Origin of the sequence: Salinilacihabitans rarus (assembly GCF_024296665.1) — an archaeon.
In the GTDB taxonomy this organism is placed as follows: Archaea; Halobacteriota; Halobacteria; order Halobacteriales; family Natrialbaceae; genus Salinilacihabitans; species Salinilacihabitans rarus.
In genome coordinates, this window is record NZ_CP100762.1 from 1,422,730 (window position 1) to 1,440,985 (window position 18,256).

At 69.9% G+C, this 18,256-nt stretch carries 21 protein-coding genes; 7 read left to right on the forward strand and 14 right to left on the reverse strand.

From position 1 onward, the window contains the following. Positions 1–15: 15 nt before the first annotated feature. From NKG98_RS07490 to NKG98_RS07505, 4 genes are all read right to left on the reverse strand, one after another. Complete coding sequence (locus tag NKG98_RS07490; RefSeq protein ID WP_254769032.1) at positions 16–1,167, reverse strand: PTS fructose transporter subunit IIC; 1,152 nt, start codon at positions 1,165–1,167, stop codon at positions 16–18. 135 nt (positions 1,168–1,302) lie between these two features. Next, positions 1,303–2,214: a 1-phosphofructokinase gene (gene pfkB, locus NKG98_RS07495; protein ID WP_254769033.1), complete on the reverse strand. Its 912-nt coding sequence runs from the start codon at positions 2,212–2,214 to the stop codon at positions 1,303–1,305. Next, a complete protein-coding gene (gene glpR / locus NKG98_RS07500; RefSeq protein WP_254769034.1) occupies positions 2,204–2,977 on the reverse strand; it encodes an HTH-type transcriptional regulator GlpR in 774 nt (257 codons plus the stop codon). The genes pfkB and glpR overlap by 11 nt, the downstream gene beginning before the upstream one ends. A 131-nt stretch (positions 2,978–3,108) precedes the next feature. Beyond that, positions 3,109–4,089 carry an isocitrate/isopropylmalate dehydrogenase family protein gene (locus NKG98_RS07505; protein ID WP_254769035.1) on the reverse strand — a complete coding sequence of 327 codons (981 nt, stop codon included), beginning with the start codon at positions 4,087–4,089 and terminating at the stop codon, positions 3,109–3,111. 194 nt (positions 4,090–4,283) lie between these two features. On the opposite strand from NKG98_RS07505, the gene NKG98_RS07510 reads away from it, so the two are divergent. Beyond that, a complete protein-coding gene (locus NKG98_RS07510; RefSeq protein WP_254769440.1) occupies positions 4,284–4,628 on the forward strand; it encodes a CBS domain-containing protein in 345 nt (114 codons plus the stop codon). A 60-nt stretch (positions 4,629–4,688) separates the two neighbouring features. Beyond that, positions 4,689–5,858: an outer membrane protein assembly factor BamB family protein gene (locus NKG98_RS07515; protein ID WP_254769036.1), complete on the forward strand. Its 1,170-nt coding sequence runs from the start codon at positions 4,689–4,691 to the stop codon at positions 5,856–5,858. A gap of 78 nt (positions 5,859–5,936) precedes the next feature. Here NKG98_RS07515 and leuD read toward each other — a convergent pair whose 3' ends face one another. From leuD to NKG98_RS07550, 7 genes are all read right to left on the reverse strand, one after another. Then, on the reverse strand, positions 5,937–6,617 hold the full coding sequence (leuD, locus tag NKG98_RS07520; protein ID WP_254769037.1) for a 3-isopropylmalate dehydratase small subunit: 681 nt from the start codon (positions 6,615–6,617) through the stop codon (positions 5,937–5,939). After that, positions 6,614–8,035 (reverse strand): 3-isopropylmalate dehydratase large subunit, encoded by a 1,422-nt coding sequence (leuC, locus tag NKG98_RS07525; protein WP_254769038.1) that lies wholly within the window; start codon positions 8,033–8,035, stop codon positions 6,614–6,616. Before leuC ends, leuD begins: the two co-directional genes overlap by 4 nt. Further along, positions 8,032–8,376 carry a DUF7989 family protein gene (locus NKG98_RS07530; protein ID WP_254769039.1) on the reverse strand — a complete coding sequence of 115 codons (345 nt, stop codon included), beginning with the start codon at positions 8,374–8,376 and terminating at the stop codon, positions 8,032–8,034. The genes leuC and NKG98_RS07530 overlap by 4 nt, the downstream gene beginning before the upstream one ends. Positions 8,377–8,381: 5 nt before the next feature. Beyond that, complete coding sequence (gene ilvC, locus NKG98_RS07535) at positions 8,382–9,425, reverse strand: ketol-acid reductoisomerase (protein ID WP_254769040.1); 1,044 nt, start codon at positions 9,423–9,425, stop codon at positions 8,382–8,384. Next, on the reverse strand, positions 9,418–10,068 hold the full coding sequence (gene ilvN, locus NKG98_RS07540) for an acetolactate synthase small subunit (RefSeq protein WP_254769041.1): 651 nt from the start codon (positions 10,066–10,068) through the stop codon (positions 9,418–9,420). The genes ilvC and ilvN overlap by 8 nt, the downstream gene beginning before the upstream one ends. Then, positions 10,065–11,858, reverse strand: coding sequence for a biosynthetic-type acetolactate synthase large subunit (ilvB, locus tag NKG98_RS07545; protein WP_254769042.1), 1,794 nt, complete (start codon positions 11,856–11,858; stop codon positions 10,065–10,067). Before ilvB ends, ilvN begins: the two co-directional genes overlap by 4 nt. A 334-nt stretch (positions 11,859–12,192) precedes the next feature. Further along, positions 12,193–13,437, reverse strand: coding sequence for a LeuA family protein (locus NKG98_RS07550; protein WP_425504408.1), 1,245 nt, complete (start codon positions 13,435–13,437; stop codon positions 12,193–12,195). A 348-nt stretch (positions 13,438–13,785) separates the two neighbouring features. Between NKG98_RS07550 and NKG98_RS07555 the strand changes: the two genes are divergently transcribed. Together NKG98_RS07555 and NKG98_RS07560 are read left to right on the forward strand one after the other, a co-directional pair. Next, positions 13,786–14,241 carry a ferritin-like domain-containing protein gene (locus NKG98_RS07555; RefSeq protein ID WP_254769043.1) on the forward strand — a complete coding sequence of 152 codons (456 nt, stop codon included), beginning with the start codon at positions 13,786–13,788 and terminating at the stop codon, positions 14,239–14,241. 81 nt (positions 14,242–14,322) lie between these two features. Further along, positions 14,323–14,613: a DUF5779 family protein gene (locus tag NKG98_RS07560; RefSeq protein ID WP_254769044.1), complete on the forward strand. Its 291-nt coding sequence runs from the start codon at positions 14,323–14,325 to the stop codon at positions 14,611–14,613. Positions 14,614–14,619: 6 nt separating this feature from the next. On the opposite strand, the gene NKG98_RS07565 is transcribed toward NKG98_RS07560, so the two are convergent. Beyond that, positions 14,620–15,306, reverse strand: coding sequence for a VOC family protein (locus NKG98_RS07565; RefSeq protein WP_254769045.1), 687 nt, complete (start codon positions 15,304–15,306; stop codon positions 14,620–14,622). 91 nt (positions 15,307–15,397) lie between these two features. Here NKG98_RS07565 and NKG98_RS07570 point away from each other — a divergent pair, with 91 nt between their 5' ends. Continuing rightward, positions 15,398–16,081, forward strand: coding sequence for a hypothetical protein (locus tag NKG98_RS07570; RefSeq protein ID WP_254769046.1), 684 nt, complete (start codon positions 15,398–15,400; stop codon positions 16,079–16,081). 57 nt (positions 16,082–16,138) lie between these two features. After that, on the forward strand, positions 16,139–16,570 hold the full coding sequence (locus tag NKG98_RS07575; RefSeq protein ID WP_254769047.1) for a JAB/MPN domain protein-containing protein: 432 nt from the start codon (positions 16,139–16,141) through the stop codon (positions 16,568–16,570). On the opposite strand, the gene NKG98_RS07580 is transcribed toward NKG98_RS07575, so the two are convergent. Next, positions 16,567–16,776 (reverse strand): ribbon-helix-helix domain-containing protein, encoded by a 210-nt coding sequence (locus tag NKG98_RS07580; protein WP_254769049.1) that lies wholly within the window; start codon positions 16,774–16,776, stop codon positions 16,567–16,569. The two genes, NKG98_RS07575 and NKG98_RS07580, sit on opposite strands and share 4 nt — an antisense overlap. A gap of 92 nt (positions 16,777–16,868) precedes the next feature. Between NKG98_RS07580 and NKG98_RS07585 the strand changes: the two genes are divergently transcribed. Next, complete coding sequence (locus NKG98_RS07585) at positions 16,869–17,198, forward strand: DUF5789 family protein (protein WP_254769050.1); 330 nt, start codon at positions 16,869–16,871, stop codon at positions 17,196–17,198. Here the strand turns inward: NKG98_RS07585 and aglJ are convergent, their stop codons facing one another. Continuing rightward, the gene (gene aglJ / locus NKG98_RS07590) at positions 17,199–18,203 is read right to left on the reverse strand and encodes an S-layer glycoprotein N-glycosyltransferase AglJ (protein ID WP_254769051.1); all 1,005 of its coding nucleotides are present in this window, start codon (positions 18,201–18,203) and stop codon (positions 17,199–17,201) included. Positions 18,204–18,256: the final 53 nt, after the last annotated feature.

Genomic DNA, 18,256 nt, shown 5'->3' on the forward strand with positions numbered 1-18,256 from the left:
TCGGTGCCGGGTCGGTCAGGCGGCGGCGCCGGCCTCGGGCTCGGCGGTCGCGGCCTCCTCCTCGTAGTCGGGTTTCAGCAGCAAGACCGCGCCGGCGGTCACGACCATCCCCAGCGCGATACACGCGAGGAACCCGAGGATGGTGTTCGAGAGGATCACGACGAAGATGCCGCCGTGCGGGGCGGGCATGGTGACGCCGAGGCCCATCGCGGCGGCGGCCGCGACGGCGCTCCCGGCCATGATGCTCGGGATGACCCGCAGCGGGTCGGCCGCGGCGTAGGGGATCGCGCCCTCGGTGATGAACGACAGGCCCATCGGGATCGCGGCGATTGCGTTCTCTTTCATCTCGGGTGCGAACTTCTCCGGCGCGACGAAGTTCGCCAGCGCCAGCCCGAGCGGCGGGGTCATGCCCGCGATCATCACGGCGGCCATCGGTCCGAAGATCTGCTCGCCGACGAGCGCGACGCCGAAGACGTAGGCGACCTTGTTGACGGGACCGCCCATGTCGAACGCCATCATCGCGCCGAGGACCAGCCCGAGGAAGACCGCGTTCGTCCCCTGCATTCCTTCGAGGGTGCTGGTCAGCGCGGCGTCGGCCATCGCGATCGGGACGCCCAGCACGAAGATCATGATCGGCGCGAGCAGCGCCGTCGTGAACACCGGGATCACGAGGATGGGCATCATCGGCCTGACGACCGACGGGACCGACCAGTTTTTCATCCAGCGGGCGACGTAGCCGGCGAGCAGGCCGGCGACGATGGCGCCGAGGAAGCCCGCGCTCGCGCCCTCGGAGCTGATTCCGACCACTTTGCCCGCCTCGACGATGATCTGCTCTTGCTGGATCGTGTACGCGAGGATGAACCCCGGCGCGAGCCCGGGGCGGTCGGCGATCGCGTACGCGATGTACGCCCCCAGGATGGGGATCATGATCGTCAGCCCGAGGACGCCGATCTCGGCCATGTACCAGCCGAACGATCCCGTCGCGTCGAACACGGTCTCCGTGCTCCCGGCGGTGAACGGCAGTTCCGCCACCATGAACGCGAGAGCGAGGAAGATCCCGCCGATCGTGACGAACGGGATCATGAACGAGACGCCGGTCATCAGGTCCTCCTTCACGCTGGTGACGTGTGACCGGAGCCGACTTTCCGCACCGTCTTTCGTTGCCATTGTGACTCTATCTCACTAGTTTTTGCTGGTGTTCAAAAGCGTTTTCGAATATGATCGTTTCTGATCGATAAGTCCGTTATTATGTTCGTCGCCGAATCGAACCGCTTTCGGACGCGTTCGATCGCGGTACGAGAATCAGCGCGAGGCGACGTCGACCGACTCGGCGTCCGCGGCGACGCCGGCGAACGACGGCGTCCGCGTCCCGGAGATCGAGACGACCCGCGAGGCGACGGCGACCCCGAACCGCAAGGCGGCCTCGTCGTCGTCGTCGCCGCGCGCGCGGGCGGCCAGCGCGCCGGCGAGCAGCGCGTCGCCCGCGCCCACCGTGTCGACGACCTCGACGTCCAGCGGCGGGGCGTACAGCGCCCGGTCGTCGGTCACCAGCACGGCGCCGTCGCCGCCCAGCGAGGCCAGCACGCGGTCGAACCCGCGCTCGCGCAGCGTCCGCGCGGCCTCGACGGCGTCGTCGACGCCCTCGACGGCCTCGCCGGTCGCCGCCGCGAGTTCCTCGTCGTTGGGCTTGCACAGCGCGTAGCTCCCCTCCAGCGCCGCGAGCGCGCCGCCGTGGACGTCGACGACGGTCTCCCACGGGCCGGCGCCGGCGATCAGGTCGATCGCCTCCGGCCCGACGCCGTCGGGGAGGCTCCCGGCGACGACCACCGTCTCCGGGGCGTACGCCGCGAGGAGGTCCGTGATCTCGTCGATCGCGGTCGCCGAGACGGTCGGTCCGTCCTGATTGATCTTGTACTCGGCGTCCGGGTCGAGGATCGTCGTGTTGAGCCGCGTGTCGCCGTCGGCGTCGGCGAAGTCCGCGGCCAGCCCCGTCGCGGCCAACTGGTCGAGCAGGTACTCGCCGAGGAAGCCGCCGGCGACCCCGGTGGCGACCGTCTCGACGTCCAGTTCGAGGAGGTACTTCGAGACGTTGATGCCCTTCCCGCCGGCGTCGTAGCGGAACTCGCCCGTCCGGACGATGTCCTCGTCGACGAGCGACTCGCTCAGTTCGACGGTGTAGTCGACCGCCGGGTTGAGCGTCACGCTAGCGATCATCGACGCTCACCACCGAGAGCGGCACGTCCGCGTCCTCGACCGCCGACGCGATGGGGCCGTCGGGCGCCTCGTCGGTCACCAGCAGGTCGACGTCCTCGAGGCTCGCGAACTGGACGAAACTGCGCTCGCCGTACTTGGTCGCGTCGGCGACGAGGACGACTCGGCGGGCGTTCTCGACCATGAGCTGTTTCGTCCGCGCCTCGGCCTCGTTGGGCGTGGACAGCGCGCCGTCGTCGCCGATGGCGTTCGTCCCGAGAAACAGCAGGTCGAAGTTGGTCCGTTCGATGAACGCCTCGGCGCTCGGGCCGACGAGCGCGCGCGTCCGGTGTCTGAGCGACCCGCCGGTCACCTTCATCTCGAGGTCGCGTTCGCCGAGTTCGAGCGCGATCACCGGCGAGTTCGTCACCGGGAGAAACGACTTGTCGGTCGGGAGGTGCTGGACGACCTGCATCGTCGTCGTCCCGGAGTCGAAGAAGACGACCTGCCCGTCGTGGATCTCCGTCGCCGCCTCGCGGCCGATCGCGGCCTTCACTTCGAGGTTCTGGACCTCGCGCTGGACGTACGTCTGCTCGCGGCCGACGGCGGTCGCGGGGACGGCGCCGCCGTGGGAGCGCTCGATCAGCCGCTGCTCTTCCAGGTCGTCGAGGTCGCGCCGGATGGTCGCCTTCGAGACGTCGAGGCGCTCCGCCAGCTCCTCGACCGAACAGCCGTCCCGCTCGGAGACGAGCTCGACGATCTTCCGTTTCCGCTGTTCGGGTAACATGGTCCTCGGTTCTCTTCGTTACTGTGTGGTGTGTGCAGGCTTTTATTTGTTCGTACCGGATCGCGGTATCGTTTCTGATCGAATCTGATGAATATATAGTGGAGGTGGTCACGGGGGAGGGCAGCGTCGGGTTACAGCCGCTCGACGACCGCACTCGTCACGTCCGCGGTCGAGGCGTCGCCGCCGAGGTCGGGCGTCCGCGGGCCCTCCGCGAGGACGGCCTCGACGGCCTCGCGGACTGCCGTGCCCTCCTCGTCGTAGCCGAAGTACTCGAGCATCATCGCGGCGGAGATGATCTTCGCCGCGGGGTTGGCGACGCCCTCGCCGGCGATGTCGGGTGCGGTGCCGTGGACGGGTTCGAACAGCGCGCGGTCGGGGCCGACGTTCGCGCTCGGCAGGAGGCCGAGGCCGCCGACCAGCCCCGCCGCGAGGTCCGAGAGGACGTCGCCCGCGAGGTTCGGACAGACGACGACGTCGAACTGCCCGGGGTCGAGACAGACCTGCGTCGCGAAGGCGTCCATGAGCACCTCGTCGGTCTCGACGCCGCGTTCGTCTGCGACCTCCGTGACGGTGTCGCGGAACAGGCCGTCGGTCTCGCGCATCACGTTCGCCTTGTGGACGACCGTGAAGCCGTCGTGGCCGTGCTCCGTGACGAACTCGCAGGCGTACTCGGCGAGGCGCCGCGAGGCGGACTCCGTGACGACGCGGGTGAGCGTCGAGACGTCTTCCGTGAGACGGTCCTCGCGACCCGAGTAGACGCCCTCGGTGTTCTCCCGGAGGAAGACCAGATCCGTCTCCGGACGGACCGCCTCGACGCCGGGGAAGGCCGTGGCGGGCCGGACGTTGACGAACGAGTCGACGGCCTCCCGCAGCGGGAGGATGACGTCCGCCGCCGTCTCGCCGGCCGCGCCGAACAGCGTCGCGTCGGTCGAGGCGGCGAGGTCGTAGGTCTCCTGGGGCAGGGCCTCGCCGGTCTCCGCTTTCACGCGGTCGCCGGCCTCGGCCTCGATGAACTCGAAGTCGACGTCGAGCGTTTCGAGGACCTCGATCGCCGCCGGAATGACTTCCTGTCCGATGCCGTCGCCGGGGACGACGGCGATCTCGTGAGTCATACGCTATCTCGACGCGGACCCGAAAAGAGCGTGTCGGTGTCGACAACCGGCCGGCGGCGCGAGGACGCGGGCGGGATCGGAGGGCGTTCACCTCAGTACGACCGTCAGTCGCGCGGACGGTCCGTACCTCAATACGGCGGGCCCGCGTACGCTTCGCCATGGACCCGAACGCCAGAGTCCGCGTCGACGAGGTGATGTCGACCCCGCTGGAGACGGTCTCGAAGCGAGCGACCGTCCGGGAGGCCGCCCGGAAGATGCGCGAGGCGGAGATCAGCGCGCTGGTCGTGACGACCGACCCGCCGTCGATCGTCACCAGCACCGACGTGCGCGACGTCGCCGCCGCGGGCCGCGCCCCCGGCGACGTCGCGGTCGCCGACGTGATGACCGAGTCGGTCGAGACCGTCCCGCCGGACATCTACCTAGAGGAGGTCGCCGCGATGCTGACCAACTTCGGCATCAAACACCTGCCGGTCGTGAACACCGACGACGAGTACGTCGGCATGGTCTCCTCGACGGACGTGACGGCGCAACTGTCGTGAGGTCCCGGTACGTTCCGGAAAGCGTAACGCTCACGTATTCTCTCTCACACGTTCCGGTCGATGCCCTCCCGCACGCGCCGTCGGCTACTCGCGCTCGTCGGTTCCGCCACGGGCTGTCTCGCGGGCTGTCTCTCCGGAGCCCCGCCCGCGGGCGACCTCGACGGCGTCGACGGGGAGTGGCCGACGAACGGCGGCGGCCCCGGGGGCGCTCGCGCCGTCGACGCGGGCCCCGCCGACCCGGAGCCGGTCTGGACGACGCGTCTCCCCGACGTCCGTGCGACCGGCGCGCCCTCGCTGGCCGACGGACGCCTGTACGTCCCGGTCGACGCGGTCTCCGAGCGGGCGCGTCACCGGTACCGGCTCCACGCGCTCGACGCCGCGACCGGCGACGAGCGCTGGCGGGTGCCCCTCCGCTCGGACCCGAACCCGTCCCCGGCCGTGACCGCGGGTCGGATCGTCGTCAGCGCGCGCCGGGCGACCGAACGCGGCCGCGTCGTCGCCTTCGCAAAGCGGTACGGCGACGAGGAGTGGCTCTACGACGTCGACGCCCGGCTGACCGCGCCGCCGACCGCCGACGGACTCGCCGTCTACGTCCCGGACTGGCAGGGGCGCGTGCACGCGCTCTCGGCTCACGACGGCACCGTCCGCTGGGCCCGGCGGGTCGGCGCGGACGGGGACGACCGGGCGTTCGCGGACCCGGTCGCCGTCCGCGACGGCACCCTCTACCTCGGGTCGCGCTCGGGGGCGACCGGCGTACTCGCCGTGGACGCCGCGACCGGCGACGAGCGCTGGTCCCGGTCGACGGACGTGGTCACGGCGGGGCCGGTCGTCGACGACGATCTGGTCGTCGTCCGGACGCACGGGCTCGTCGCCGCGTTCGACCCCGACGACGGGACGCGACGCTGGACGGCCGGCGTTCCGGGGGACGACGGACGACCGTTCGCGCTGGGCGACCGGCACGTCTACGTCCCCGCCGACGGGACCCTCCACGCGATCGACCGGGACGGGGACGGGGTCTGGACGTACGACCTGTCCGGCGGGCGGGTCGGGACGCCGACGGTCGCCGGCGACGCCGTGATCGTGTGCGGCGACGGCGAACTCGTCGCGCTCTCGCGAACGGACGGGACCCGACGGTGGACGACCGGAGCGGACGGCTGCGGGGAGGTCCTCGCGACGCCGAACGCGCTCTTCACGACGGGACCCGGCGGGCGCGTGTACGCCCACGGGTGATCCCGCACGGTCGTCGGCCCGTCGCGTCGCTCGCCGGGACGCGGTACCCGCCAAAACGGTCCGATCGAGCGGACGGCCTCACTCGGTCTCGGGGATCGACGACTCCTCGACGTACGGCAACGCCGCGGCCGTCTTCCGGACCTCGCCCGCGTTGGCCTTCATCAGCGCCGTGGTGTCCCAGACGCCGTCGACGAGCGCCTTCCGCTGGGCGTCGTCGACGGCGACGTCGACCGTCTCCTCGCCGTAGCTGACGGTCTCGGCCTCGACGTCGACCTCGATCTCGCCGTCGGGGTTCGCTTCGACCCACTCCTGCAGGGCCTCGACCGTCTCGGCGTCGGCCTCGACGGTCGGGACGCCGAGCGCGAGGCAGTTGCCCGCGAAGATTTCGGCGAAACTCTCGCCGATCAGCGCGTCGATCCCCCAGCGCATGAGCGCCTGCGGGGCGTGCTCGCGCGAGGAGCCGCAGCCGAAGTTGGCGTTGACCACCATGATCGAGGCGTCCTTGTGTGCGGGCTCGTTCATCGGGTGCTCTTTGGGTTCGTCGGCGACGACGGCTTCGTCGTCTCCGTCCCGCGACTCCTCCGGAGTCGCGCTCTCGAACCGCTGGTCGAAGAACGCGAACTGTCCGAGGCCGTCGAAGGTGACGACCTTCATGAACCGGGCCGGGATGATCTGGTCGGTGTCGATATCGTTGCCGCGGATCGCGACGCCGGTCCCCGATACGTCCTCGACGCTCGGAATCTCGCCCTCGTCGCTCATTGCGGGCTCACCTCCTTGATCTCGCGCACGTCAGTTACCTCCCCTTCGATCGCCGCCGCCGCGACCATCCGCGGGTTCATCAGGACGGTGCGGCCGTCCTTCGAGCCCTGCCGGCCGACGAAGTTCCGGTTCGACGAGGAGGCACAGGCCTCGTCACCTTCGAGTTGGTCCTCGTTCATGCCGAGACACATCGAACAGCCGGCGTTGCGCCACTCGAAGCCGGCCTCCTCGAAGACCTCGCGCAGACCCTCCGCCTCGGCGGCCCGCTGGACGCGCTGGCTGCCGGGGACGACCATCGCGCGGACGTCGTCGTGGACCTCGCGGCCCGCGACGAGCCGCGCCGCCCGCCGGAGGTCCGGCAGGCGGGCGTTCGTACAGGAGCCGAGGAAGGCGACGTCGATGTCGTACCCTTCCATCGTCTCGCCCGGTTCGACGCGCATGTGCTCTTGGGCCCGTCTGGCCGTCTCCCGCTTGTCCTCGGGGAGGTCCGCGGGCGCCGGAATCGGCTCGGTGACGCCGACGCCCTGACCGGGCGTGGTGCCCCACGTGACCACGGGTTCGAGTTCGTCGGCGTCGATCCGGACGACGTCGTCGTACTCGGCGTCCGCGTCCGATTTGATGGACTCCCAGTAGGGCTTCAACTCGTCGAACTGCTCGGGGTTCTCCCGGAAGTAGTCGGTCCCTTTCAGCCACTCGTAGGTGGTCTCGTCGGGGTTGACGTAGCCCGCGCGGGCGCCGCCCTCGATCGACATGTTACAGATCGACATCCGGCCCGCCATCCCCAGCGACTCGACGGCCTCGCCGGCGTACTCGTAGACGTAGCCGACGCCGCCCTCGGTGCCCAGCCGGCGGATGATCTCGAGGACGACGTCCTTCGCTTCGACGCCCTCGCCGAGTTCGCCGTCGACCTGGATCTTTCGGACCTTCTGTTTCTCCATCGCGACGGTGCCGGTCGCGAGCACGTCCCGGATCTGGCTGGTGCCGATCCCGAACGCGAGCGCGCCGAAGGCGCCGTGGGTCGAGGTGTGGCTGTCGCCACAGACGATCGTCTTGCCGGGCTGTGTCAGGCCCTGCTCGGGGCCGACGACGTGGACGATGCCCTGATCGCCCGTGCCGGGGTGGGAGAACTCGATGCCCGCCTCGTGGACGTTCCGTTCGAGTTCGCTCATCATCTCCTCGGCGGCGTCGTCGCCGTAGGGGCGGGACTGGTCGGCCGTCGGGACGATGTGGTCGACCGTCGCGTGCGTCAGATCCGGGTAGGCGACCTCCAGGTCGCGCTCGCGGAGCATCCCGAACGCCTGCGGGCTCGTCACCTCGTGGACGAGGTGGAGGCCGACGAACAGCTGATCCTGCCCCGTCGGCAGCGTCGTGACCCTGTGGCGCTCCCAGACCTCGTCGTACAGCGTTCCCTCGCTCATTCCTCGTGGGCTACCTGCTCGCGGCCGCCTCGCGGGCGTTGCCCGCTCGGCCGTTCCGGGGCGCGTCGCGCCTCGCTCCCGCGCTCGAAGACGCGGTTGGCGTCCTCGGACGCGTTCGGCGGCGTGTGGCTCACGTCCTTCATCGTCTTCGCCTTCGGCTTCGCCGCTTCCTCGTCGTCGCCCTCCTCGGGCGCGACGGCCCCGCGTCGGCCGCCGTCGGCGGCCACGACCGGGCCGCGGCGGAACAGCTGGCCCGCCGTCTCGCCGGTGTAGGGGTTCGCGTGGCTGATCTCTTTCATCGTGCGTCGCGGTCGTCCGTCGTCGGTGTTCGGTGTCGTCATCGGTGTTAGTCGTCCGCCGGAACTTCCGCCGGTTCGTTCTCGCCCGATTCCTCGGCCCACGCGAACAGCGCGCGCAGTCGCTCGCCGACGTCCTCGATCTCGTGGTCCTTCTCGGCCGCCCGGAGCTGTGCGTAGCCCGGCCGGCCCGCCTGATTCTCGAGGATCCACTCGCGGGCGAACGCGCCGTTCTGGACCTCCTCGAGGGCCTCCTCCATCTTCTCGCGGGCGTGTTCGTCGACGATCTCGTCGCCGCGGGTGAGCCCGCCGTACTCGGCGGTGTCGGAGACCGAGTCCCACATCTCGCCGAGCCCGCCCTCGTACATCAGGTCGACGATGAGTTTGAGCTCGTTCAGACACTCGAAGTAGGCGATTTCGGGGGAGTAGCCCGCGTCGACGAGCGTCTCGTAGCCGTGCTTGACCAGCGAGGTGACGCCGCCACAGAGCACCGCCTGCTCGCCGAAGAGGTCGGACTCGACCTCCTCCCGGAACGTCGTCTCGATGACGCCCGCGCGGGTACAGCCGATCCCCTTCGCGTACGCGAGCGCCCGGTCGCGGGCCGCGCCCGTCGTGTCCTGGTAGACCGCGAGCAGCCCCGGCGTCCCCTCCTCGTTCTCGTAGTTGCGCCGGACGAGGTGCCCCGGACTCTTGGGCGCGATCATCGTCACGTCCACGTCCTCGGGGGGCTGGATCTGGTTGTAGTGGATGTTGAAGCCGTGGGCGAACTGCAGCGTGTCGCCCGCTTCGAGGTGGGGTTCGATCTCCTCGTAGACCGCCGGCTGGACGGTGTCGGGAACCAGCACGGAGACGATCTCGGCCCGCGCCGCGGCCTCGGCCGCCGTGGCGACCTCCAGGCCGTCCGCCTCCGCGGCCGCCCGCGAGGCCGAGTCCTCGCGCAGGCCGACCACGACGTCGACCCCGCTGTCGGCGAGGTTCTGTGCGTGTGCGTGGCCCTGGCTGCCGTAGCCGAGGACGGCCACGGTTACGTCCTCGAGGTGCGATTCGTCGGCGTCGTCGTCGTAGTAGATGTCGGTAGTGAACTCGTCAGTCATCGTCTGCGTGGGCTGGTTGCGGTGATTTCGTCGTCCGTTGTTCGGGTGCCGATTCCGTCGCCGTGTCGTCCGTGCCGCGCGCGAGCGCCGTCGTGCCGGTGCGAGCGATCTCGCGGATGCCGAACTGGCCGAACGCCTCGATCGCCGCGTCGACCTTCTGGCGGGCGCCGGTGACCTCGACGGTCGCCGTCTCGGGGCTCGCGTCGACGGTCTTGCCGCCGTACATGTCCGCGACGGCGGCGACCTGATCCGGCCGGGTGGCGTTGACCTTGATCAACGCGAGTTCCCGGCGCATCGCGTCCGGGTCGAGTTCGCGCACCGCGACGACCGGCACGAGCTTTCGTAGCTGCTTCTCGACCTGCTCGATGCCCGGGTCCGGTTCCTCGACGACGAGCGTGATCCGGGCGTGTTCCTCGTCCTCGGTCGGCCCGACGGTGAGGCTCTCGATGTTGAACTGCCGGCGCGAGAACAGCCCCGAGACGTCCGAGAGGACGCCGGGTTCGTGTTTCACGAGCGTCGAGATGACCGTCCGGCGCGGCGGCCGCTCGGCCTCGACCTCGGGGTCGACCCGGATGCCCATCTCGTTGCGCTTGCCCTCGGGGCTCGGCCGCTCCTCCGGGACGGGGCCGTCGAGTCCGGTCATAGCTGCCCCTCCGTCAGCGCGAACCGGCCGTTGTCGCCGCCGCTCGGGACCATCGGGTAGACGTTCGCTCCGGGGTCTATGTGCACGTCGATCACGGAGGGTCCGTCGTAGTCGAGGGCGGCCTCGACGGTGTCGGCGACCTCGTCGTAGCCGTCGATCCGGAACCCGCGTGCGCCGAACGCCTCCGCCAGTTTGTCGAACGACGGACACCAGTCGTACTCCGAGGCCGCGTGGCGGCTCTCGTAGAAGGCGTCCTGCCACTGGCGGACCATCCCGATGTACTCGTTGTTGAGCACCGCGACGGTGACGTCCAGATTTTCGCGGACCGCGACGGACAGTTCCTGGATCGTCATCAGGAACGAGCCGTCGCCGTCGACGCAGACGACCTCCTGGTCGTCGTCGGCCGCGAGGCGCGCGCCGATCGCGGCCGGCAGCCCGTAGCCCATCGCGCCCAGGCCGTGGCTCGAAACCCACGTCCGTGGCTCGGTGAACGTCCAGTACTGGCAGGCCCACATCTGGTGTTGGCCGACGCCCGTGGTGACGATCGCGCGGTCGCTCGTGGCCTCGTCGAGCGCCTCGACGACGAACTGCGGCTGCAGCGGCCGGTCGTCGGGCGTCTCGTAGGCCATCGAGTAGTCGGACTTCCACTGCTGGCACTGCGCGCGCCACTTGGTCGCCCGCGGCGACTCCTCGACCTCCTCGGCCAGCTGGGTCACGACGGTCTCGGCGTCGCCGACCAGCGGGTACTCCGCGTGGATGTTCTTGCTGATCTCGGCGGGGTCGATGTCGACGTGGATGACCTCCGCGTCGGGCGCGAACGTCTCGATGCCGCCGGTGAGGCGGTCGTCGAAGCGCGTCCCGATCCCGATCAGCGTGTCGCAGTGGGTGATCGCCATGTTGGCGTAGCCGGTGCCGTGCATCCCGGCCATCTCCAGCGAGAGTTCGTGGTCCTCGGGGAACGCGCCGATGCCGGGCATCGTCGTCACGACCGGGATCTCGTGTTCGGCCGCGAACTCGCGACACGCCTCGGTCGCGTCGCCCTTGATCACGCCGCCGCCGAGCAGCATGACGGGTCGTTCGGACGCCTCGATCCGCCGGGCGGCCCCGCGGACCACCTCGGGGTCGGCCCGCTCCTGAACCTCGTAGCTGTCCGGGGTGTGTGGCTCCCGTGGCTCGCGGTCTGTCTCGCCCGTGGTGACGTCTTTCGGCAGGTCGACGACGGTCGGCCCCGGCCGGCCCTCGCCGGCGAGCGCGAACGCCTCGCCGACGTCGTCGCCGACGCGGTCGGCGTCCATCGAGAACGTGTTCGCCTTCGTGATCGGCGCCGTCACGCCCGTCGTGTCGGTCTCCTGGAAGGCGTCGTTGCCGACCATGTCGGTCGGCACCTGCCCCGTCAGGGCGATCATCGGGTCCGAGTCCATGTCGGCGTCCGCGATGCCCGTGACGAGGTTGGTCGCGCCCGGCCCCGACGTGGCGAGGCAGACGCCCGGTTCGCCCGCGACGATCCCGTACGCGTCCGCGGCGTGGGCCGCGCCCTGCTCGTGGGCCATCGTCACGTGGCGAACCTCGGAGTCGTACAGCGCGTCGTAGACGGGCATGATCGCCCCGCCCTGCACGCCGAAGGCGTACTCGACGCCCGCGGTCTCGAGCGCGCGGACGACCGCCTCGGCGCCCGTCGTTACGGGCGTCGCTCCGGGAGTCGTCTCGGCGCTCGACGTCGCGTCGGCGTCGTCCGTCGGTTCGCGATCCTGTTCCGCTCGTGGGCTGACCGATGTCGCGCGTTCGCTCATCGATATCCTCCGGCCGCCGGTCGGCGGCCCGTGTGTGATCCTGTCATCTGTTGGCTTGCTGGTCGCTGGGAAAACGGTACGACGTCGGGTCGGAGGGGATGGGGTGTCGGGGCTAGGCTGCCCCTACGATAATGAGCGGAGCGAACGCGCCGCTGTCGGCCGTGCGAGCCGAGGCGGGTGCGCGTCGCGTCATTACTCGTGTCGTAGCGAGCCCCCCGAATATAATCCTTGTGCGTCTGGCAATGGTTGCGAACCGGATCGGCGCCTCGCGTCCGGGCCGCGGCCGGCGTACCCGTCGGTCGGCGACGGGTGCGAACGAACGGGTCGGCCATGGTCAGGCCCGCACCTCCTCTCGCTCGGCCGTTCGTACGACGCCCTCGGCCTCGGCGAACCGTTCGAGGTCGGCGACCGTGACCCGGCGCTTCTCGGCGCCGTAGTCCTTGACGCGGCGGGTGACCGCGCGGACCTCCGTCTCGGTGGGGTCGTAGCCGATCTCGACCAGTCGCTCGCGGACGGAGTTGGTGCCCGTGTGCTTGCCCAAGACCAGTTTCCGGGTGGCGCCGACCATCTCCGGCGTCATCACGCCCGGTTCGAACGTGTCGGCGTTCTCGATGACGCCCGCGGCGTGGATGCCGCTCTCGTGGGAGAAGGCGTTGCCGCCGACGACCGGCTTGTTGCCCGGCACCGTGATGTCGCTTCGCTGCTCGACCAGTCGGGACAGGTCGGCGATCCGGGTCGTGTCGATCCCGGTGTCGGCCTGATAGACCGACTCGACGGCCATCACGAACTCCTCGTAGGCGGCGTTGCCCGCGCGCTCGCCGATCGAGTTGACCGAGACCTGCGCCTGATCGGCGCCGGCCTCGATGCCCGCCAGCGCGTTCGCGGTCGCCAGCCCGAAGTCGTCGTGGGTGTGGACGTCGATCCGCGCGTCGGTGTGCTCGCGGACCTTCGCGATCAGGTCGGCGAACCGCCCCGGGGTCGCGACCCCGCACGTGTCGGGAACGTTGATCCAGTCGGTGCCCGCCTCGGTGACGGCCTCGACGACTTCCACCAGGAAGCGCTCGTCGGTGCGCGTCGCGTCCATCGGCGAGAACATGCAGGTCGCTCCCGCCTCGCGGACGCGCTCGACGGACTCGACCGCTCGCTGTACTACCTCCTCCCGGGTGGCGTGCATCGAGTCTTCGATCTGGACGTCGCTCGTGCTCACGAAGACGTGAACCATCCCGACGCCCGAGTCCAGCGCCGCCTCGACGTCGGCCTCGACGACGCGGGCTAACCCGCAGACCGTCGTGGACGTCGATTCGGCGATGTCGCGGACCGCCTCGAACTCCGCGTCGGAGTTGACGGGGAACCCGGCCTCGACGACGTGGGTCCCCATCTCGTCCAGCGCCGCGGCGATCTCGCGTTTGTCGTCGGAGGAGAACGAGGTTCCCGGGGACTGCTCGCCGTCCCGCAGGGTCGTATCGAAGACGCGTGCCGTCTCGATTTCGTCAGTGGAATCTAACGTGCCCTGGAAGAACTCGACCGCCCTGAGGGGTCTCAGAGCCGGTGTCGTGTGGTGTCGACATTGTATCGATATCCGACGCCCGAAGTGGTATATAACTCTGGCGCTGAGACAGCTCCTGGCAGTATTTGCACACGTCCCGCGATAGGGCCGGTCCGCGAAAACCGCGGGACGTAAACGGCCTATAACGCAACCCCATTCCCTAATACTCTTCCGGATGATAACGTGTGAAACGGGTTCACGGTAGAACGTGACATTGTATATTTCACCCCCTGAATTGAGGATATAACGTCTCGGCGGCTGGCGCGCGGTCGCGACTGGACGTTCGTCCGGTCCGGCCCGATCCGGACGCGGTGGCGTCGCCGTCCGCCTCGTGGTCCGGCGTGTCAACCTTATACCGGCGGTCGTAGTAGGTAGCCTGCCATGACGTCCGACGAGGTCACCGACCTGCTACGGAAGGCGTACGTCGACGAACTCGAGACCGTGATGAACTACCTGACGAACGCGATCGTCCTAGACGGCGTCCACGCCGAGGAGGTCAAAGAGAGCCTCGAGGCCGACGTCCAGGAGGAACTCGAACACGCCCGGATACTCGGGAACCGGCTGAAACAACTCGAAGCGGCTCCGCCGGGCTCGGAGGAGTTCGAGGCCCGCCAACAGAGCCTCCAGCCCCCCGAGGACACGACCGACGTCCGGTCGGTGATCGACGGCGTCCTCGAAGCCGAGGCGGACGCCATCGAGACCTACCGGGCGCTGTTCGAGGCCGCCGGCGAGGCCGACGATCCCGTCACCGAGGACGTCGCGGTCACCATCCTCGCCGACGAGGAGGCCCACCGCACCGAGTTCCGCGGCTTCCGCAAGGAGTTCCCGACCGACTGACGCCGCGGCGCCGGCGCCACGACCGCGCGCGGCCGCTCCGGTGGGGCAATGCTTTTCTCGCCGCACTCCGAGTCCCGGCACATGAGCGACTTCGACCTCGACCTCCGGACGGTCGAGGAACACATCGGCGACGAACTCGACCTCGAGGGGGGAATCGTCCTCGACGTCCTCGACGGGACGACGCCGCCGCGCGAGCGCCTCGAAACCCTCGACGAGGGGAACGTCCTCGTCCTCTGCGTCGAGGGCGACGTCAACGAACTCGCCGCGGGGTTCGCCCGCGACGTCAGGGAGTCCGGCGGCAACCTCGTCCACTTCCGGGGCTTTCTCGTCGTCACCCCGCCGGGGGTCGACGTCGACACCAGCCGCCTCTGAGACCGGTCACTCGGCGCCGACGACCGTCAGGTGGTGGCCGTCCGGGTCCCGCACGACGACCCCGCCGTCGGTCCGCTCCACCGCACAGGCCGCGTCGCGGACCGCGTCGGCGACCGCCCCGGGGTCGTCGGCCTCGAACCCGAGGTCGACGTGGACCCCGCCGCGGGCGTCGGCGATCCCGAGTTGGGGTTCCCACAGTTCGAGCGCCACGGGGCCGGCCATCCTGACCCGGCGGCGCTCGTCGCCGCGATCCACCGTCTCGAAGCCGAGCGCGGCGTAGAACGACTCCGCCCGGTCGAGCGACTCGACCTCGATGGCCACCTCGAAGACGCCGTCGATCCCCGGGCCCGCGACGTCGCGCTGGCCGAGTTCGACGCAGTTGCCGTCCGGATCGTAACAGTACAGCGAGCGCGCGCTCCCGAAGCGAAACTCCTCCAGTTCGTGGTCGTCGCCCAGCCGTTCCCACCACTCGTCGTACTCGTCGGCCGGGATCGAACACGCGAAGTGAGTGTGCACTCCCCCGCGAGGGACCGACCGCGGCCGCCGCAGGCACAGGTCGACGTCGCCCGCGGCGAGGACTACTTCCTCCTCGCCCTCGCGCCGCACGGGGAGGTCGAGGTCGCCCTCGTAGAACTCGCGTGCGGGGCCGAGGTACTTCACCTCGAGGCCGAGTCGGGAGAGCCGCGTCAGCATGGCTCGGGGTACTCGGAGGAGGGATAAAGAGCCGTCGGCGCGTCCTGCCGCAGGACCCGCGTTTATGCGGCCCGCGTCCGTACGACCGTCCATGCCACATCGCGTCGACGAGCGCGCGACCGACTTCCGCGAGATCGACCGCTTCGACGGCGGCGTCGGCTGGATCGCCCACCCCGACGAGACGATGCAGCGAGCGAGCCACGCCCTCGAAATCGAGGGGGAGGTGTGGGTGATCGACCCCGTCGACGCCGCGGAACTCGACGACCTGCTGGCCGAGTTCGGCCCCGTCGCCGGCGTCGTCGTCTGCCTCGACCGGCACGTCCGCGACGCCGCGACGGTCGCGAACCGCCACGACGTCCCCGTCTACCTCCCCGACTGGTTCTCCGGCGTCGCCGAGGACGTCGACGCGCCGGTCGTCCGCTTCGGGAGCGAACTGGCGGAGACGGGAATCGAGGCCCGCCCGGTCCACCGGAGCCGCTTCTGGCAGGAAGTCTCACTCTACGACCCCGAGCGCGGGACGCTGGTCGTCCCCGAGTCCGTCGGGACGGCCGACTACTTCCTCGCCGGCAGCGAGCGCCTCGGCGTCCACCCGATGCTCCGGGCCGTCCCGCCGCGGGAGGCCCTCGGCGAGTTCCACCCCGAGCGCGTCCTCGTGGGCCACGGCGCGGGCGTGACGACCGACGCGGCGGACGCGCTCCGGACGGCCCTCGACGGCGCGCGGCGGCGGGCGCCGCTTGTCTACGCGACGACCGCGCGGAACCTGCTGCCGTTCTGACCGGGGCCGGCGTGCGTCGGGCCGTACACATAACTTCTCCACCGCCGTACGTCGACCGTGGTCTACGCAACGCGCGGTCTCGTCGACGTCCTGACCGACCTCGCCGCCGACGCCGACCCCGACCCCGTCTCGACCGGAGTCTCGGCGACGCCCGCCGGCGACCTCGCCGGGGCCGACGGGCTCCCGCCGGAGACGCCCGTGTTCACCGACTTCGTCCTCCCCGACGTCGGCCGCTCGGTCAACGCTGTCTTCGGCCTCGAACTCTCGACGCCGGCCCCCGGCGCGCCGGCGCGGTTCGTCTCCCACCCCGTGGGTGAACTCGAGGTGACGAAAGCCGACGACCTCGCGCAGGTGGTCTTCGTCGCCGTCCCGCCGTGGGGCGCCGGCGAGGCCTCGTTCGCCGCGTTCGGTCGCGGCGGCGAGCGCCTCCCGCTGGAAGTCGTCGACGCCGAACCGCCCGTCGAGTCGTTCGCGGCGCGTGAACGCTAGTCGAGGTAGCCGAGCCCTTTCAACTGCTCCGTGATCTCCTCGAACTCGGCTTCGGTGAGTTCGCCGGAGCGCTGGTGCTGGATGACGATGCTGCGCAGCAGGAAGCGCACGAGGTCGCTCGTGCTCTGAAAACTCGTCCCCTCGATGGTCTCCTCGACCCGCTCGGCGAGGTCCTTCGGGATCGAGACCGTGGTGTACTCGGTCATACCGGGTACGTTCGGCGGGGGCGTGAAAAGGATTGTCGACGGCCGGGACCGTTCGGGGCGGTTTTTTGTGATCGGCTCCGTATCACTCGCGCATGGGAGTCCGGCCACCAACGAACGGAGACGACGACGCGACCGGCGGGATCGAGTTCGGGATCGCCGCCGTCGACGCGCTGCTCAAGCGCTCGGAGCTCTCGTTTCCAGCTTCGAGCGACGACGTCGCGGCCGAACTCGGCCACGAGCGCGTCCCGTGTGACGCCTACGGGAACGACGTCTCGCTCGGCGAGGTCCTCGCCGAGGTCGACCGGGATCGGTTCGACTCGCGACAGCAACTGCTGAACGACCTCCACCCGGTCTTCGAGGAGTACCGCAAGCGCCGCTCCGGCGGCGTCGTCAAGCAGGTCAGGTCGCTGTTGCCGTTCTGATCAGCGCTCGCGGTCCCGGCGGTCCGTCTCGCGGCTGATCCGTTCGAGACGCTGGCGTTGCTCGTGGTGCAGCGTGACGATCATGTCCGAGAGCACCCCGAACATCAGCAACTGGACGCCCAGCAGGACCGCCGCCGCGGAGACGACCGCCATGATCTCGTGGCCCTGCTGGTACTGGATCCACTCCCAGAGGACGTACAGCGCGATGGCGCCCCCGGAGACCACCGCCGCGGCCCCGAGACTGCCGAAGTAAAACAGCGGGTTGTTCGTCTTCGCCAGCGAGTACAGCGCGAGGATGATCGTCCCGCCGTCCCTGATCGGGTGGAGGTTCGTCTCCGACTCCTCCGGGCGTGCGCTGTAGCTGACGGGGACGACCGTCGTGTCGACGCCCTGTTTGACACACTCGACGGCCAGTTCCGTCTCGATCGTGAAGCCGTCGGATTCGAGCGGCAGCCGGCGGATCGACTCGGTCGTAAACGCCCGGTAGCCCGAGAGGATGTCGTCGTACTCGGCGCCGTGGATGAACCGGAACGCCCGGTTGATGAGGCGGTTCCCGAACCCGTTGAGCTTCCGCATCGCGTCGTCGTCCATGTCGGCGAACCGGTCGCCGATCACGTGCTCGTAGCCGCGGGCCAGCGGTTCGAGCATCCGATCGGCGTCGGCCGGGTCGTACGTCCCGTCGCCGTCGAGCATGAGGACGTACGGGACGTCGACGTAGTCGAGCGCCTCGCGGACCGCCTGACCTTTCCCCTCGCCCGACTGGACGAAGACGCGAGCGCCGCGCTCGCGGGCGATCTCGCGCGTGTCGTCGCTCGAACCGCCGTCGGCCACCAGCACGTTGGTGAACCCTCGCTCGCGGAAGCCGTCGATCACCTCGCCGATCGTGGCCCCCTCGTCGAGCGTCGGGATCAGCACGCAGACGTCGTCCGGCGAGACGCCGCGTGACTCGTCGCCTGCGGCCGCGACGTCCCGGGCCGGCGAGTCCGCGTGAACCGCGTCGTCCATCGGGACTCACTCTACGTTCCGGGCCGAAAAGGCTACTGATCGACCGTCGACGC

What these genes read in the sequence shown, in the direction of transcription:
- ilvB (WP_254769042.1), bottom strand. Translation starts at nt 11,858, where the DNA reads ATGAGCGAACGCGCGACATCGGTCAGCCCACGAGCGGAACAGGATCGC.
- ilvN (WP_254769041.1), bottom strand. Translation starts at nt 10,068, where the DNA reads ATGACCGGACTCGACGGCCCCGTCCCGGAGGAGCGGCCGAGCCCCGAG.
- NKG98_RS07560 (WP_254769044.1), top strand. Translation starts at nt 14,323, where the DNA reads ATGAGCGACTTCGACCTCGACCTCCGGACGGTCGAGGAACACATCGGC.
- NKG98_RS07555 (WP_254769043.1), top strand. Translation starts at nt 13,786, where the DNA reads ATGACGTCCGACGAGGTCACCGACCTGCTACGGAAGGCGTACGTCGAC.
- NKG98_RS07510 (WP_254769440.1), top strand. Translation starts at nt 4,284, where the DNA reads ATGTCGACCCCGCTGGAGACGGTCTCGAAGCGAGCGACCGTCCGGGAG.
- NKG98_RS07505 (WP_254769035.1), bottom strand. Translation starts at nt 4,089, where the DNA reads ATGACTCACGAGATCGCCGTCGTCCCCGGCGACGGCATCGGACAGGAA.
- ilvC (WP_254769040.1), bottom strand. Translation starts at nt 9,425, where the DNA reads ATGACTGACGAGTTCACTACCGACATCTACTACGACGACGACGCCGAC.
- NKG98_RS07580 (WP_254769049.1), bottom strand. Translation starts at nt 16,776, where the DNA reads ATGACCGAGTACACCACGGTCTCGATCCCGAAGGACCTCGCCGAGCGG.
- NKG98_RS07570 (WP_254769046.1), top strand. Translation starts at nt 15,398, where the DNA reads ATGCCACATCGCGTCGACGAGCGCGCGACCGACTTCCGCGAGATCGAC.
- pfkB (WP_254769033.1), bottom strand. Translation starts at nt 2,214, where the DNA reads ATGATCGCTAGCGTGACGCTCAACCCGGCGGTCGACTACACCGTCGAA.
- leuD (WP_254769037.1), bottom strand. Translation starts at nt 6,617, where the DNA reads ATGAGCGACGAGGGCGAGATTCCGAGCGTCGAGGACGTATCGGGGACC.
- NKG98_RS07530 (WP_254769039.1), bottom strand. Translation starts at nt 8,376, where the DNA reads ATGACGACACCGAACACCGACGACGGACGACCGCGACGCACGATGAAA.
- NKG98_RS07490 (WP_254769032.1), bottom strand. Translation starts at nt 1,167, where the DNA reads ATGGCAACGAAAGACGGTGCGGAAAGTCGGCTCCGGTCACACGTCACC.
- leuC (WP_254769038.1), bottom strand. Translation starts at nt 8,035, where the DNA reads ATGAGCGAGGGAACGCTGTACGACGAGGTCTGGGAGCGCCACAGGGTC.
- NKG98_RS07585 (WP_254769050.1), top strand. Translation starts at nt 16,869, where the DNA reads ATGGGAGTCCGGCCACCAACGAACGGAGACGACGACGCGACCGGCGGG.
- glpR (WP_254769034.1), bottom strand. Translation starts at nt 2,977, where the DNA reads ATGTTACCCGAACAGCGGAAACGGAAGATCGTCGAGCTCGTCTCCGAG.
- NKG98_RS07565 (WP_254769045.1), bottom strand. Translation starts at nt 15,306, where the DNA reads ATGCTGACGCGGCTCTCCCGACTCGGCCTCGAGGTGAAGTACCTCGGC.
- aglJ (WP_254769051.1), bottom strand. Translation starts at nt 18,203, where the DNA reads ATGGACGACGCGGTTCACGCGGACTCGCCGGCCCGGGACGTCGCGGCC.
- NKG98_RS07515 (WP_254769036.1), top strand. Translation starts at nt 4,689, where the DNA reads ATGCCCTCCCGCACGCGCCGTCGGCTACTCGCGCTCGTCGGTTCCGCC.